This window comes from Antarctobacter aquimaris (assembly GCF_900184945.1).
Taxonomy (GTDB): domain Bacteria; phylum Pseudomonadota; class Alphaproteobacteria; order Rhodobacterales; family Rhodobacteraceae; genus Maliponia; species Maliponia aquimaris.
Window position 1 is genome coordinate 19,321 of record NZ_FXYF01000029.1, and the last position, 13,299, is coordinate 32,619.

11 protein-coding genes, 1 tRNA gene and 2 pseudogenes are annotated in these 13,299 nt (G+C 65.5%); 8 read left to right on the top strand and 6 right to left on the bottom strand.

Annotation, left to right across the window (positions count from 1 at the left end; genetic code table 11):
• Nucleotides 1-4 precede the first annotated feature (4 nt).
• From MAA8898_RS24955 to MAA8898_RS24980, 6 genes and pseudogenes are all read left to right on the top strand, one after another.
• Nucleotides 5-1,024 carry an IS110 family RNA-guided transposase gene (locus MAA8898_RS24955; RefSeq protein ID WP_094023735.1) on the top strand — a complete coding sequence of 340 codons (1,020 nt, stop codon included), beginning with the start codon at nt 5-7 and terminating at the stop codon, nt 1,022-1,024.
• A gap of 315 nt (nt 1,025-1,339) precedes the next feature.
• Nucleotides 1,340-2,388: pseudogene (locus MAA8898_RS24960) on the top strand (Mu transposase domain-containing protein); the annotation flags it as partial.
• 11 nt (nt 2,389-2,399) lie between these two features.
• Nucleotides 2,400-2,845, top strand: a pseudogene (locus tag MAA8898_RS24965) (ATP-binding protein); the annotation flags it as partial.
• 272 nt (nt 2,846-3,117) lie between these two features.
• Nucleotides 3,118-4,572: a TniQ family protein gene (locus MAA8898_RS24970; protein WP_176445319.1), complete on the top strand. Its 1,455-nt coding sequence runs from the start codon at nt 3,118-3,120 to the stop codon at nt 4,570-4,572.
• A gap of 173 nt (nt 4,573-4,745) precedes the next feature.
• On the top strand, nt 4,746-5,249 hold the full coding sequence (locus MAA8898_RS24975; protein WP_245853636.1) for a GNAT family N-acetyltransferase: 504 nt from the start codon (nt 4,746-4,748) through the stop codon (nt 5,247-5,249).
• A gap of 42 nt (nt 5,250-5,291) precedes the next feature.
• Nucleotides 5,292-5,368: transfer RNA gene (locus MAA8898_RS24980), tRNA-Arg, on the top strand.
• A gap of 76 nt (nt 5,369-5,444) precedes the next feature.
• On the opposite strand, the gene MAA8898_RS24985 is transcribed toward MAA8898_RS24980, so the two are convergent.
• From MAA8898_RS24985 to cuyA, 5 genes are all read right to left on the bottom strand, one after another.
• Nucleotides 5,445-6,167 (bottom strand): alpha/beta fold hydrolase, encoded by a 723-nt coding sequence (locus MAA8898_RS24985; protein WP_094023737.1) that lies wholly within the window; start codon nt 6,165-6,167, stop codon nt 5,445-5,447.
• Complete coding sequence (locus tag MAA8898_RS24990; RefSeq protein ID WP_094023738.1) at nt 6,164-7,705, bottom strand: ABC transporter permease; 1,542 nt, start codon at nt 7,703-7,705, stop codon at nt 6,164-6,166. The genes MAA8898_RS24985 and MAA8898_RS24990 overlap by 4 nt, the downstream gene beginning before the upstream one ends.
• Nucleotides 7,702-8,757, bottom strand: a complete 1,056-nt coding sequence (locus tag MAA8898_RS24995; RefSeq protein WP_094023739.1) for a quaternary amine ABC transporter ATP-binding protein — start codon at nt 8,755-8,757, stop codon at nt 7,702-7,704. The genes MAA8898_RS24990 and MAA8898_RS24995 overlap by 4 nt, the downstream gene beginning before the upstream one ends.
• Before the next feature lie 73 nt (nt 8,758-8,830).
• Nucleotides 8,831-9,796 carry an ABC transporter substrate-binding protein gene (locus MAA8898_RS25000; protein ID WP_094023740.1) on the bottom strand — a complete coding sequence of 322 codons (966 nt, stop codon included), beginning with the start codon at nt 9,794-9,796 and terminating at the stop codon, nt 8,831-8,833.
• 47 nt (nt 9,797-9,843) lie between these two features.
• Nucleotides 9,844-10,848: a D-cysteate sulfo-lyase gene (gene cuyA / locus MAA8898_RS25005; protein WP_094023743.1), complete on the bottom strand. Its 1,005-nt coding sequence runs from the start codon at nt 10,846-10,848 to the stop codon at nt 9,844-9,846.
• 147 nt (nt 10,849-10,995) lie between these two features.
• On the opposite strand from cuyA, the gene MAA8898_RS25010 reads away from it, so the two are divergent.
• Together MAA8898_RS25010 and MAA8898_RS26505 are read left to right on the top strand one after the other, a co-directional pair.
• Nucleotides 10,996-11,916, top strand: a complete 921-nt coding sequence (locus MAA8898_RS25010; protein ID WP_176445321.1) for a LysR family transcriptional regulator — start codon at nt 10,996-10,998, stop codon at nt 11,914-11,916.
• A 196-nt stretch (nt 11,917-12,112) separates the two neighbouring features.
• Entirely contained in the window at nt 12,113-12,577 is a 465-nt protein-coding gene (locus MAA8898_RS26505) for an ABC transporter permease subunit (protein ID WP_094023741.1), read from the top strand.
• Between the two features lie 528 nt (nt 12,578-13,105).
• On the opposite strand, the gene MAA8898_RS26510 is transcribed toward MAA8898_RS26505, so the two are convergent.
• On the bottom strand, nt 13,106-13,299 hold a 194-nt coding region (locus MAA8898_RS26510; RefSeq protein WP_176445322.1), incomplete at its 5' end, for a hypothetical protein.

Consider the following 13,299-nt stretch of genomic DNA (forward strand, 5'->3'; position numbering starts at 1 on the left):
ATCCATGGACCAACCTATCACCATCGGCCTCGATCTGGCCAAGAACGTTTTCCAAGTTCACGGAGTGGACACGGAAGGCACGGTCATCTGCCGCCGTCAGTTGCGGCGGTCGCAGGTCCTGGTGTTCTTTGCCCGGCTGGGCCCTTGCCTCGTTGGCATGGAAGCCTGCGCGGGGGCCCATCATTGGGCGCGGGAACTGGCAACCCTTGGCCATGAAGTCCGTCTCATGCCACCCGCCTATGTGAAGCCCTACGTGAAGAGGGGCAAAACTGATGCCGCTGATGCCGAGGCCATTTGCGAGGCGGTGACCCGCCCGACGATGCGCTTCGTGCCGGTGAAGTCGGCGGAGCGGCAGGCGGCCCTGCTCGAGCACAAGGCACGGGACTTCCTCGTCCGGCAGAGAACGCAAATCGTAAACGCGATCCGTGCGCACCTCGGCGAGTTCGGGATCGTCGTGCCGAAGGGAATCCATGACGTCGATCGCCTGCTCGACGCAGCCCGCCACGTGCATTCTACGGCGCGTTCGGCGCTGGACATGCTGGCCGGTCAGCTGCGCGACACACAGGCCCGGATCGAGGAGGTCACCGCGCGGATCGGGGAGATGCAGGTCGAAGACGCGCTGGCGCGTCGACTGGCGACGGTACCCGGGGTGGGTACGATTTCGTCCAGCGCGTTTGCGGCCACCACCCCCGATGTGGCCGCCTTCCGCAGCGCGCGCGACTACGCGGCGTGGCTCGGCCTGACGCCGCGAGCTCATTCCAGTGGCGGGAAAGAGAGGCTCGGGCGGATCTCCAAGGCTGGCAATCGGTACCTGCGCAGGCTGCTTTACCTCGGCGCCATGGCCCAGATCAGCGCACGGCGCGGACGTAGAGAGGGTTCATCAGGCCGGGTGCCGGACTGGCTCGACCGGATGCTCGCCCGCAAGCCCGTAAAGGTGGTCGCTATCGCGCTGGCCAACCGCATGGCCCGGACGATCTGGGCGCTGATCAGGCGGGGCGACAGCTACCGGAACACCGTGGCTTGAGACGATAGAGAACGGCCAAGCAAAGAACGGCCAAGCCGGTCGCGAACCGGCAGGCCCAGAGATGGTGAGGCGCAGCGTGAGGTGATGGCACAGGGACGGTAAGAAGCGGAACGCGATACCCAGTTCGGACCGGAGCACCTCGAAGCGCGTGCCATTGATCGGGACCCGCCCGCCGGCTGACTTCATCAGGGCGCGCAGCTGCAAAACCGCTGCACACAGACGCCGAATACATGGCCGCGACCGACCAGATTGCCGGACCCGAACAAAGCTCTTGCCAAGGGGCCATCCATACATGGTCCGAGGACAATGGACGCGAAGACCGCGGTGGACACGATCTTTGTTGGCAAGGACCGCGCCTACAATCGCCGCTTCCAGCAGATGTGCGGCCAGTACCTCGTCGACCCGCCGTCCATTGGGCTTGAACCAATGGCGCCACAATGAACGGCCCTGCACCCCTGCATCGGGCTGGGAGAAGGGCCAGGTCGAGAACCAGGCAGGGGTTATGCGGCGACGGTTGTTCTTGCCCCGCCCGAAGTTCAAGTCTTTTGCCGAGCTGAATGCCTGGCTCGAGGACCGGTGCATTGCCTATGCCAAGGCGAACCGGCACCCCGACATTCCGTACAAGACGATCTGGGACGTGTTCGAAGAGGAGCGGTCGAGCTTGGTGCCCTATGTCGGTCCGTTCGATGGATTCCACGCGGTGCCGGCATCCGTCTCCAAGACCTGCCTCGTGCGGTTCGACAAGAACCGGTACTCGGTCGATGCTCGCGCGGTCGGGCGCCCTGTCGAGATCAGGGCTTACGCAGAGCGACTGGAATGCTGGCAGGACGGCCGTATCGTGGGCCGGCATGAACGGACGTTCGGTCGCGGCAAGACGATCTACGATCCGCTCCATTACATCCCGGTTTTGGCGCGCAAACCCGGCGCCCTGCGCAACGGCGCCCCCTTCAAGGGCTGGGACCTGCCACCGGCCCTGCGCCGTGTGCAGCGCAAGCTCGAACGTCAGACCGGCGGCGACCGGCAAATGGTCGACATCCTCGGTGCCGTACTCACCGACGGGCTGGAGGCCGTCGAAGCCGCCTGCGCCGAGGCATTGGAACAGGGCGTCCATTCCGCCGGTGTCGTTCTGAACATTCTGGCGCGCCACCACGCCAAAGGCGTGCTTCCAGCACGACGAACCGCCACCGCCGCTGACAATCACGACGCCGGATGCGCTGAAGCTGGCCTGCGAGCCTGCCGCCAATTGCGATCGCTATGGCAGTCTCAGGAGAAAAACGGATGGAACGATCACAGGTGCTGGACGCGTCACGCCGAAGGCGCGCCTTGACATAGTTGGCGCGCCTCTGGCGCGACGGGCCAGTTGAAGCTCTACGGCATGAGGACGGCCTACGACGAGATCATCGCCGTCGTGCCGGAGGCACGCTTCCAGCGTGGCGGTCAAGCGCCAGCACCAGCCACGACAGATCATTCACTGCCCGGCAGGCGATTGCGAAGCAATCTGCCGAGAGGGGCGACCTCCTGACCGCCGAGATCAGTGAGAGACAGGCGCGCTCGATCAAATACCAGATGACCATCGCCAAGCTACCTCTGGCCAAAGAGATCAAGGAGTTCGACTTCGAGGCCGCCGAGGTCAACGAGACCCTGATCCGGGATCCGGCCACCGGCGACTTCCTCGATCATCAGCGCAACCTCGTGCTGATCGGCGGCACCGGAACCGGAAAGACCCATCTCGCCGTCAGCATCGCGCGCGCCTGCATCAGGAACGGCAGACGGGGAAGGTTCTTCAACGTTGTCGATCTCGTCAACAAACTCGACGCGGAAGGCGTATCTGTTCTGGACGAAGACATGTTGGTTGAACGTATCCTGTTCGCATCGGGCGGCCACATCGGGACAAGCATCGTGATCGCAAAGGCCATTGTGCGTGACGCGGTCAAGAAGCAGCGCGATGCCGTGTCGCTCGAACGCGCCGAGAAGGTCTATCGCAGGCTCAAGAAGGCCAAGCTTGAGACGCCGTTCAAGCAGGACGAGTGGGCGCTCGTCCAGAAAGAGCTGATCGCGTCGGGGTGGGCCGCCTGATGACCCTGAAGCCCCCCATGCCCCTCGATCCGGAAGAAACGCTTCTCTCCTATGCCGACCGGCTTTCCTTGATGCATACAGGCAAGGGCATGGAGCGCTTGCTCAAGGATCTCGGCATTCGTAGGGACCATTTCGTTTCAGGTCGGCCCGAAACCGTGGACCTTTTGGCTGAGGCCACTAGCCATGATGCTGATCTTCTTCGCCGCGGCGCGATCCGCGTGCACCAGTTGAGGGCCTCGTTCCGGGGCCAGGACATCTCGAAGACCTTCCTGAGCCCTCGGGCCGGGCGGTATTGTCCGGAATGCCTTTCGGAAGACGGCGCCCGCGACAATCGCCGGTTCCGCCTGATCTGGGGTTTCCGCCATGTGGCCCGGTGTGGACGGCACGCCGTGTGGCTCTCCGAAACTCCTTACCCGAACGACACCAACCTTCGGAGTTCGCTGGGCATGTCGCCGCTCGGCAAAGCCATGCGCGCGGACGAAGAGGCGCCGGAATATATGTCCTGGTTGGCAGCGCGACTGAACGGCAATTCCCCTGCGGACGCCAACTGGTTGGCCGGGCAGACGATTCAACTGGTTCTGAAGTCCTCTGAGATGCTGGGTGTGGTGCTCGAGCACGGCCATAAGTTTTCGCCCGCAAAGCTGACGCCCGCACAGACCGAAGAGGCCACCGATATCGGCTTCTCGATCTACCGCGATGGCCCGGAAGCCGTCGAAGAGGCCCTCGATACGATCCGCAAGACCTCGCCCGCGAGCGCTGTTCAGGCCGGACCATTGGCATATTATGGCCAACTCTTCGACTGGCTCGACCGTCGCAGCAACGCGCTCGACCCGGGCCCGATCCGCGACATCCTCCGAGATCACATTGTCAAGCACTCGGCCGTGGAACCCGGCACCAAGGTGCTCGGCGTGGAAATTACCGAGCGGCGATATCACACGGTCAAGAGCCTTGCGCGGGCGGTGGGCATTGACCGGGTCCGTCTCGCACGATTGCTCGAAAAGATTCAGCTGGTGCCAAAAGACGCCACCGAGGTGGAGACGGGGAACATGGTCTTCGAGGCAGCGACCGCTGTGCCCTTGATCAAGGCGTTCAAGACAGCGGTGCCCTTGCAGGACGTTCCCCGGTATATTGGCGCGAGCAAGAGGCAGATCGAAATCCTGTATCGCGTCGGGATCCTCCAACCTCTCACTCCCCGGACTGGACGGGGTTCGGTCCGTCATGTGGTGTTCGCCCGCGGACATCTCGATGCACTTCTGGAGAAAGTTTCCAACCTGCCGATTGCTGCTATGGAACAAGTCGACGACCTTCACCAGCTGGCCTTCGCGGCACAGCGCGGGGCCGGACGGTTCGAAGACTTGTTCGCAGATGTTCTCGAAGGTCGGATCGAGGCATTCCGTAGGCCCGACTTGCAGGGCGTCGGAGCAATCCAGGTGAACGTCTACGCGCTGATCGACAGGAAAACACCCGCCTGACGACTTTCACATCGTTGAATGTCCAGCCCGCCCCGGCGGGCTTTTTTTTATTGTCCGGTTCGTTCATTTGCGGGATCATGCCCGGATTTTCGGGGGATCTTTACTCCGAGTCTGTTTTCGAGGAGAATAACTACATGTTTCCAAACGGACTTTCTGAGTGTTCCGAGATAACTTTGCTCCGATTTACACTGAGGCTAGTCCCGGTCGGTGCGTCCGACCCGGATGTCGAGGCGCTGCTGGCGGCGCACCACGCGCTGATGCGGTCGCAAAGCCCGGAAGAAAGCTGCCACGTCATGACCGCCGAGGCATTGCGGGTGGATGGGGCACGGGTGTTCGCCCTGTGGGACGGCCCTGCGCTGGCCGCGGTTGGCGCGTTGAAGCCCCTGGCCGAAGACGATGCCCCCACCGCCCTGCGCGACCTGGGTCCGGTACTTGAGCTCAAGAGCATGCATGTCGCCGGCGCCCTGCGCGGCCGTGGTCTGGGCCGGGTGCTGCTGGACCAGCTGCTGACCGAGGCACGGGCCACCGGCGCCGCGGGTGTCTGCCTGGAGACCGGAACTGCGGACAGCTTTGCCGCCGCCCGCCGCCTCTACCTGGGACAGGGGTTCGCCGAGTGTCCGCCCTTCGGCGACTACCGCCCCGACCCGCTCAGCGTTTTCATGTGCCGCGCGCTCTGACGGCTTGCCCTGTGGGCTGAAAATCTGCAAAAGCGGGGCAGCGGTCCCTTAGCTCAACTGGATAGAGCAGCTGACTTCTAATCAGCAGGTTGAGGGTTCGAGTCCTTCAGGGATCGCCATTTCTTGATCTGCCCCCATCGCAAGAGCACGCGTCGCTGTGGCCAAGACACCTGGACCAACGCAGCACCCTGCCGATCAGGCAGAGGCAAGGAACCCGCCGACCAGCAGGTTGAACAGGTCCGGCCGTTCCAGGTGGCAGGCGTGGGCGCAGCCCGGCATCACCGCGAGGCTGGCGCCGGGGATCGTCCGCCAGAGGCGTTCGATCTGCGACCAGGGATAGGTGCGATCGCGGTCGCCCCAGACGATCAGCGTCGGTGCGGTGATATCCGCAAGATGATCCGCCCCGCTCCAGCCGCGCATCGCCTCCAACCCCGCGAGGATCGCCGGCAGCCCGGCACGCTCGGCGATCATGGCGCAGCCTTCGTAAGCCTTTGCCGCCTCGGTGTGCAGGAACCAGGTGGCGGAAATGCGCCGCGCCGTGGCCTGCGGGCCATCAGTTCGGGCGCGCTGCATCGAGGTTTCGATCGGCTCGAACCGTCCGGGCAGGACGCCGACGGCTCCGGTGCCATACAGCACCAGCCGGGCAATGCGGTCCGGGGCCTGCCGGACCATCTCCTGCACCACCATGCCACCCATGGAATGCCCCAGCAGGTCGAACCGCTGCACGCCTTGCGCGGTGAGCGTCTCCAGCACCCAGTCGGCAAAGCCCTCGATCCGGTCGATGGGCGGCAGGTGCGCGTTCCGGCCAAAGCCCGGCAGGTCCAAGGCGATCACCTCGCGCCCCTCACCCAGCGGGGCCTGTGGCGCCCACTGGTCGCTGCCGCCCATGAAACCATGGACGAGGACAAGGGGTGTCACCGACGGCCGCCCTGCACGATCCGGTCCAGGATCATGGCACAGAACAGGATCGAGAAGCCGGCCAGGATCCCCTGCCCCACGTTGGCGTATTGCAGCGCCTCCAGCACGTCCTCGCCCAGCCCCTTGGCGCCGATCAGCGAGGCGACGACCACCATCGCCAGCGACAGCATGATCGTCTGGTTGATACCCGCGCGGATCGAGGGGCTGGCCAGCGGCAGGTCGACCCTTGTCAGCAGATACCACTTGGTCGCGCCGAAACTGATCGCTGCCTCGCGCACGCTTTCGGGCACGCCGCGCAAGCCCAGCACGGTCAGCCGCACCACCGGCGTACCGCCAAAGATCATCGTGGTGACGACCGCCGCAGGCTTGCCCGTGCCAAAGAAGGCGATGACCGGGATCATGAAGACAAAGGCCGGCATGGTCTGCATGAAGTCCATGATCGGCTGGATCGCGGCGTAAAAGCGCGGGCGGCGCGCGGCGAACATGCCCAGCGGGATGCCGATCAGGATCGACAGGCAGGCCGCCGTGCCCAAGAGCGCCAGCGTCGTCATCGCCTTTTCCCAGAATCCCAGCAGGCCCATGTAGGCCAGGAAGGCACCGGACCAGATCGCCATGCGGACGCCCGCCGTCAGCCAGGTCAGCAGAGCGATCAGCGCCACGATCACGATCCAGGGCGTGCTGACAAAGACCAGCTCGAGCGCGTCGAGCACGAGGCGGATCACATAGGTGATCGCGTCGAACAGCGCGTCGCCGTTCAGCACCGCCCAGTTGAAGAACGACTCGACCCCCGAAATGCTGGTCAGGCGGATGTCCGGATCGGTGGGAAAGGTCCCCAGCAGCGCGAAGCGGCCCGGAAAGCTGTAATGCACCATGGCGGTCGCCACGATCAGCCCCATGAAGATGGCGCTGAACACGATATGCGCCACCGGCATCCCCGACCGGACGGAGCGGTCCGACTGCCAGTCGGAAAACCGCGCCTCGAGCGCCCAGTTCGCCACGATGGACTGCACCGCCTTGGCCACCAGCAGGATGGCAAGGCCGGTCAGCGCGATGGTTGGTCCCTCGGCGGCCAGCGCCTCGGCCTCGGCGCGGATGCCGCCGATGTTGGCCTCGAGCGACTCCACCGTGCGGCGGTAGACGTCGACCTTGTCCGAGTTGCTCTCGATGGCGGCGGCCAGCTGCTGGCGGCGCAGCTCCAGCGTGCCTTCGATCGACGCGATCCGCGCCATGGCGTCGGCGCCCAGGTCACCGAACAGCCCGCGCGCGATCTGGACAAAGGCCAGCGCCTCGAGGATCAGAAAGGGCAGCGCCCAGGACCACAGCCCCCGCGCGCCGAACCAGATCGGGCCGAACAGCCCCGCCATCAGGTTGAAGGTGGGGGTGAACCGGGCCGAGGCGCCGATCCGGTCAAAGTTGCGGATGTAATAGTCGGGGTTGGTGCGCACAAAGGTGCGGATGTTCTCGCGGCGCTCCTCGGCGTAAGCCAGCGCGGCCTCGCTTTCGGTGTCTTCGAGTGGGTTCAGGTTCGGATCCTTCATGACACCTCGGTCCCTTCGATCACGGTACGCAACAGGTCGGCGCGGGTGATGATGCCCACGTCCTGCCCGCCGTCCTCGACCAGGATCGCCCGGTCGTCTTCGATGGCGAGGTTGATCAGGCGGCTCAGCGTCTCGGCTTCGTTGACCCGCTTTGCGTCGGCGGGCAGCGGCCCATGCGCGGCGACATGTTCTGCGATGGGGCGCATCACCGCGTGGGCATGCACCACCTTCAGCCGCGAGATGCCGGCGACGAAATCGGCGACATAGTCATCGGCGGGGTGCATCACGATGTCCTCGGCGGTGCCGACCTGAACCACCTTTCCGTCCCGCATGATAGCGATGCGGTCGCCGATGCGCACCGCCTCGTCCAGGTCGTGGGTGATGAAGATCGTGGTCTTCTTCAGGATCTTGGACAGGCGGATGAATTCGTCCTGCAACTGCCGCCGGATCAGCGGATCGAGCGCCGAGAACGGCTCGTCCATCAGCAGCACGTCCGGATTGGCGGCCAGCGCCCGGGCGAGGCCCACGCGCTGCTGCATCCCGCCCGACAGTTCATGCGCGAACTTCGACGCCCAGGTGCCCAGCTCGACGATGTCGAGGATGGCGGCGGCCTGGCGCATCCGCTCGTTCTTGGCCACCTGGCGGATTTCCAGCGGCATGGCCACGTTGTCCAGCACCGACCGGTGCGGCATCAGGGCGAAGTTCTGGAACACCATGCCGATCTTGCGGTTGCGAAAGCGCTGAAGCTCCTTCGTGCCCAGCGCCATCACGTCGGTGCCCTCGATCTCGATCCTGCCGGCGGTCGGCTCCAGCAGGCGGTTGAAATGGCGCACCAGAGTGGACTTGCCGCTGCCCGACAGCCCCATGATGCAGAAGATTTCGCCCCGGTTCACCGTGAGGCTGACATCGGCCACGCCGACGACGGCGTTGAACTCGGCCAGCACCTCGGCCTTGCCCAGCCCGCGGTCGCGGATCGCCTGCAACGCCTGCTCCGGCCGGGCGCCGAAGATCTTCCACACGTTCGAGATCTCGATCACGGTATCGTCGGTCATCCGGGCCTGCCTTGCCAGTCGCGTTGCGGGGGCTCCGGACCTGCCGAAACCCCCATTGGCCAAGAAACGCGGATCAGAGACCCAGCCAGGCGTCGACGCGGTCAGGGTTCGCCTCGATCCATTCGCGGGCGACCTCGGCCGGGTCGCGTCCATTGCCGCTGATCTCGAAGGCAAAGCTGCTCACGTCATCGGCCGTCAGTTCGAAGTTGGCAAAGAACTCGGCGATCGCGGGCGAGCGGTCGGCCAGCGAGTTCGACCAGGCGATCTGCACCTTTTTCAGGTCGTCCTTGGAGGCGACGTTCGACTTGGCGAACCAGTCCGGGTCATCCGACGGCTGCACCATGACGTATTTGGCCGGGTCGTAGGCCGGTTCGGTCAGCATGACGACGTCGAACATGTACCAGATCGCGTGCGGCGTGTAGCAGTAGAAGGCATAGCCTTCGCCCTTGGCGATGCTGTCCTTGACGCGGGCGGTCTTGACGCTTTCCTCGGCGCGGATCGGCTCGATGAAATCGCCGAGACCGTAGTCACGGACCTTGACCTCGTTCACGTTGGCCGAGGCCCAGCCCGGCGCACCGATCCACATCTCGCCCTTGCCGTTGCCGTCGCTGTCCATCAGCGCGGCCACGTCCGGGCGTCCCAGATCGGCGATGTCGGTGATGTTGTGCGCGGCGGCAAAGTCCTTGGACACGCAGAAGCCCTGGTTGCCCGCGTAGGAGTTCGACGACAGGGTGACCGTCTTCTTGCCGTCGACGTATTCCTTGGTAAAGCTCTCCTGGTTGGGCAGCCAGACGTCCGGGTGCACGTCGATGTCACCCTTGCCCTGGTCCATCGCCTGGAAGATCGTGGCGTTGTTGCCGGGAACGTATTCCACCGTGCCGCCGATCCGCGTTTCGACCACGGCACCCAGCAGGTGGGCAATGGCTTGCGCGCCGGTCCAGGACGGCACGCCGATCTTGACCTCCTCTGCGGCGAAGGCCGGAAGTGCCAGCGCGCTGACCGCGGCGGCCAGTCCAATCGTCTTCAGGGTCTTCCTCATTGTCGTCTCCTCTGTTGGATCATCCGCGTCTCTTGCGCGGCATCGGGTCAGGTCAGCGAGGCCAGAAGCTGGTCCTCGTAGGCAAACAGCGCCGTCGCTCCGCCGGTATGCAGAAAGAGCACGGTATCGGTCGGCTTGAAAAAGCCCTGCCGGATCAGGCCGATCAAACCGGCCATGCCCTTGGCGGAATAGACGGGATCCAGAAGGATGCCCTCCTGCCGCGCGGTCAGGCGGATTGCCTCCAAAGTGGACTCTGCGGGAATCCCGTAGCCTTCGCCGACATAGCCGTCGTCGACGTGGATCCTGCTCAGCGGGACACCCTCGGCGCCCAGCTTTTCCAGCGTGCGCTGGGTCAGCCCGTGCACCGCCTTCATCTGCCGTTCGCGCGGCTGGCGGACCGACACACCCATCACCGGCAGGTCATGGCCGATGGCGTGGAACCCGGCGACGAGGCCGGCCTGCGTGCCGGTGCTGCCGGTGCCCATCACCAGCCAGTCGAACTGCTGACCGGTCTCGCGCGTGTGATCCGCGATTTCCTGCGCGCAATTGGCATAGCCCAGCGCGCCGGTCGGGTTGGAGCCGCCGCCGGGGATGAAGTAGGGCCGGTGGCCCTCGGCGCGCAGGCGTTCGGTCACCGCCTCGGCCTCGGCGTTCATGTCGAGGCCCGGCGGCCGGAACTCATGCGTCGCGCCAAAGATGTTGTCGAGCAGCACGTTGCCGGTCTGCTCGTAGGATGCGGCGCGGTCCGGCACGCGGCGTTCCAGCAGGACGTGACACTTCATGCCGACCCGGCAGGCGGCGGCGGCGGTCTGGCGCACGTGGTTGGACTGCACCGCGCCTTGGGTGACCAGCATGTCGGCTTTCTGCTGCATCGCCTCGCCCACCAGGAACTCCAGCTTGCGGGTCTTGTTGCCGCCCATCGCCAGGCCGGTGCAGTCGTCCCGCTTGATGAACAGGCGCGGCCCGCCCAGGTGCGCGCTGAGCCGGGGCATCGCCTCGATCGCCGTGGGCATGTGGCACAGATCCGTGCGCGGAAAGCGCCCGAAATCGATCCGGGCGCCGGGTTTCGGCATGATGTTCGTCTGGGCCATGGCATGTCCTGTCGAGAAAAGGGTCCCTCCCAGCCTGCGCAAGAACGACGCTCCGCGCCAATGCCATGTTGTTATGACATTATGCGTTTCTTGCATTATGTTCGCGCCATGGATGTCGATCTGTTCCGCGATCTCGACCGTCTGAGACAGACGGGCAACTTTTCCCAGGCCGCCGCGCTGGGGCATCTCAGCCAGCCTGCCTTCAGCCGACGGATCAAGTCGCTGGAGGAATGGGTCGGCGCGCGGCTGGTCGACCGGTCCCGCCAGCCGGTCAAACTGACCGAAGCGGGGGCGCAGATCCTCGAGGCCGGGTTGCAGGCGCTTGCCCGGATCGAGCATGAGCGCAGCCAGATCCTCGAGGCGCAGTCGCTGCCGGACAAATATGTCGTCACCTTCGGTGCGCAGCATTCCATCGCCTGGCGGTTCTACCCGGCCTGGCTGCAAGCGCTGGAAGAGGCCCACGGCCCGCTGCTGTCGCGCCTGCGCGCCGATGACCTGCCCAGCTGCCTGCGCGATCTCAAGAATGGCGATGTGGATTTCGTGATGGCCTACGCGCGCCGCGACGCGCCCGCCAGCCCGGCGGCCGACTCCATCATGGTGGGCGAGGACCGGCTGGTCCCGGTCTGCAAGCCCGATGCCGCCGGCCTGCCCCTGTTCCGTTTTGACGACACGCCGGGGGTGCGCATGCCCTTCCTGAGGTTCGGGGACACCGCCCCGATCGGTGCGCACCTCGAGCCGCTGTTCGCGCAAAAGCGCCTGCACGACCGGCTGCGCACGGTCTACGAGAACTCGATGACCGGCGCGCTGCGCATCCGTGCGCGGGCGGGGGACGGGGTGGCCTGGCTGCCGCAGAGCCTGGTTGCGCCCGACCTGGCCAGCGGCATCCTTGTCCGCACCGGCGATCCCGACTGGGACGTGGACCTCTCCATCCGCCTGTTCCGCAACGCGGCCCGCACCAATCGCACGACCCGCGCGGTCTGGTCCTTTCTCGAAGTGCGCCAGTCGGTGTCCCTGGTCTCGCAGATCTGACCGGCCAGGACCGCCGGCAAGCTCCGCAGCGGGTCTTCATATCTGTGCCACCTCGGCCCCCATCACCACGGCGACGGCGAGGGCGCGTAGAATTTGCCCCCGGTTACTTCGACGACTTCACCGCCATGTCCTGGCGGTCGCGCCGGAGTTCCCCGGAGGTGCGACCCCGGCATGCCGCGGACCTTTGACACGTGGTGTGACCCCCGCCAATGTCGGCAGCTGTTTCGAATGCTTCGCCCTGGGCCGGCACCTGAACGGCGTCGTCGCCGCCATCGCCCCGTGGTGGAAGGTCCGCGCCGCCCGCGCGCGCCTGTTGCTCCGCTTCGTCGGAGAGTCGCCCGACACCGCCCGCGCCCTGGGCCTACGCCCGGCGCTGATCCCTGACCTGGCCGCCACGAGGTGCGAAGCCTTTGCCGGGATCTGTGGGGCCTTATTGTCTTTGTTCACTCCCGGCAGATGGAATGAGGGCATCTCCTCGGGGCAGGGTCTGTTGGCCGTCGCGCTGGGGGTCCTTGCGTGCGGAAACCCGATCGCCTGCTTTGGCGCGGCGATCCTGTTCGCGGGTCCGGGGCGCCGGGCCTTTGACCTGCCAGTCTTACGCCTTCTGAATCCAGGTGAGGACGGCAAACCTCGGCATGTGCGGTTTCGACGGCACCTTTGATCGCATGGGCAAGGGGCTGATCGGCAGCCATGTCGACAAGATCGTCGCGCAAGACACCTCGGGCCGCGACGACAAGATCATCACCGCCGAGGTCCGCCCCAACCTGCTGTCCGGGGCACGCAAGCATCGGGGGCAAGATCGTGCCCGACCTGGCCCCAACCCAAGCAAAATCCAAGATCGACACGCCCGGCAAGTGCGCGCCTTGCGCCACCGCACCGGCGGACCACCGGCACCGCCAGGACCCCGGTCCTTGCCGGCGTCACAACCGAGATCTGCGCACAGACCACCATGTGCGAGGCAATGGACCGAGCCGTCGCCGCGACCTCGCGCCGCCGTGCACCGGCACGGTGCAACTGTTGCACGGGGAGCCACATGACAGAGGTCCTGGTGGAAACCGCAGGGGTCAGGGCATGCGAGGATATCACCTGCCACGGTGTGTGGCTGGCATGCCTGGCGTCGGGCTGAGGCCGCGATTCTCCGGGTGGGCAAGGTTCGCCTGAAACGGCCAGGCGAACCTGCCCTGACCCGTCACACCAGGATCATGTCCTGGGTGATCCCCGCCAGCGCGGTGTCCTTGAACACCACCGTCTCGACCCCGGCGGTGAACACCACGTCCTCGCCGTCCTGCGCCAGCGCCGCCAGCACCTGCGTCTGGCTCAGGCCAAAGCCGCTGAAATCCAGCGTATCCCAGGCCTCGACATCCGTGACGATCACCTCGCTCG

Excerpts from the sequence above, each read along its gene's own strand:
- MAA8898_RS24955 (WP_094023735.1), top strand. The coding sequence starts at position 5 with ATGGACCAACCTATCACCATCGGCCTCGATCTGGCCAAGAACGTTTTC.
- MAA8898_RS24970 (WP_176445319.1), top strand. The coding sequence starts at position 3,118 with ATGCCCCTCGATCCGGAAGAAACGCTTCTCTCCTATGCCGACCGGCTT.
- MAA8898_RS24990 (WP_094023738.1), bottom strand. The coding sequence starts at position 7,705 with ATGAAGGATCCGAACCTGAACCCACTCGAAGACACCGAAAGCGAGGCC.
- MAA8898_RS24995 (WP_094023739.1), bottom strand. The coding sequence starts at position 8,757 with ATGACCGACGATACCGTGATCGAGATCTCGAACGTGTGGAAGATCTTC.
- MAA8898_RS25000 (WP_094023740.1), bottom strand. The coding sequence starts at position 9,796 with ATGAGGAAGACCCTGAAGACGATTGGACTGGCCGCCGCGGTCAGCGCG.
- MAA8898_RS25010 (WP_176445321.1), top strand. The coding sequence starts at position 10,996 with ATGGATGTCGATCTGTTCCGCGATCTCGACCGTCTGAGACAGACGGGC.